Annotated in this window: 1 protein-coding gene; it reads left to right on the forward strand. The window is 45.3% G+C overall.

The genetic code is table 11. From position 1 onward, the window contains the following. Nucleotides 1-160: 160 nt before the first annotated feature. Nucleotides 161-1,501: an MATE family efflux transporter gene (locus LJE11_RS19010; RefSeq protein ID WP_215679973.1), complete on the forward strand. Its 1,341-nt coding sequence runs from the start codon at nt 161-163 to the stop codon at nt 1,499-1,501. The last annotated feature ends 54 nt before the right edge of the window (nt 1,502-1,555 follow it).

Below are 1,555 nucleotides of genomic sequence, written 5' to 3' on the forward strand. Positions count from 1 at the left end.
GGCTTGTATGTCTCGGGATTTTGGTACTTACGTGCCAAAACACCTCGCGGGATAGCAGACTACTGAATAGTTACAAATTATTAATGTAAATATCAGGGCATATTCGAATAATCATTTCTAAACTTTTTCAAATATGCTCAGGAAAGGAACTTTTATACTAATGAAAACCAAGATTCAGGATATGACCTCCGGTTCACCGGGACGGTTGATCATTCTTTTTGCAATTCCCCTGATGCTGGGAAATATCTGTCAGCAGCTTTATACAATGGTGGATACCATGGTTGTTGGGCAGGTTGCAGGTGTGGAGGCTCTTGCCGCACTGGGTGCTGTTGACTTTCTGATGTGGGTTGTCACAGGAATATCCACAGGACTCACCCAGGGATTTTCCATTCAGCTCTCCCAGTATTATGGGGCAAAGGATTTCGAAAATCTGCGTAAATCTCTGGCACACAGTTACCGGCTGACCGCATTTATCGCAATCGGAGTATTCATTCTTAGCCAGTCCTTTGCTTCGCTGGTATTAACAGGGCTGCATACACCTTCCAATATTATCGGAATGTCTCTGTTATATCTGCGTATCATTTTCTGTGGAATCCCGGCCACAGCAGCCTATAATATGTTTGCCTCTGCCCTAAGAGCTATGGGAAACAGTAAAACACCGCTGACCGCAATGATCATCGCATCTGTGCTGAATGTCTCACTGGACATCCTTTTTGTGGCAGGCTTCGGATGGGGTGTGGCAGGAGCAGCAATCGCAACTGTGATCGCACAGAGCTTCTCCGCTGTTTACTGTTTCCTGATTTTACGCAGAATTGATATCGTTCATCTGACCAGAGCAGATTTTATGCCTGCCTCCGGCATGAATGCCCGCCTGATGAAGCTTGGTATTCCTGTTGTATTCCAGAATATCATCATCGGTGTGGGCGGTCTGGTAGTCCAGTATGTGATCAATGGCTACGGTTTCCTTTTTGTAGCAGGATTTACAGCTACAAACAAGCTTTATGGTCTGCTGGAAATGGCTGCTATTTCCTATGGATATGCCATCGTTACCTATGTGGGTCAGAATCTGGGAGCCGGAAAGATTGACAGGATCAGAAAAGGCGTCCGCAGCAGTATGCTGCTTTCCCTGCTTACCTCACTGATCATTTCTGCTGCCATGTTTTTATTTGGAAAAAATATTCTCTCACTTTTCATCTCAGGTGAACCGCAGCAGACACAGCAGGTACTGGCAATTGCTTTTAAATACCTCTCTATTATGGCTGCCATGCTCTGGGTTTTGTACTTCCTGTACGTGTACAGATCTGCACTTCAAGGGCTGGGAGATACCTTAATGCCTATGGTAAGTGGTATGGCTGAATTTGTCATGCGTATCAGTGCTGCACTGATCCTTCCCCATTTTATCGGACAGGACGGTATTTTCTTTGCAGAGATTGCAGCATGGAGCGGAGCCACTGTAATCTTATGTATCAGCTATTATGTGCGGATGCATAAATATCATTAAAATCACGACCACCGGCTTAGCCGGTGGTTTGCTTTGACCCTATAAGGGTCTATT

The organism is Blautia sp. DFI.1.216 (assembly GCF_020594215.1).
GTDB classification, from domain to species: domain Bacteria; phylum Bacillota; class Clostridia; order Lachnospirales; family Lachnospiraceae; genus Blautia_A; species Blautia_A wexlerae.

Excerpts from the sequence above, each read along its gene's own strand:
- LJE11_RS19010 (WP_215679973.1), top strand. The coding sequence starts at position 161 with ATGAAAACCAAGATTCAGGATATGACCTCCGGTTCACCGGGACGGTTG.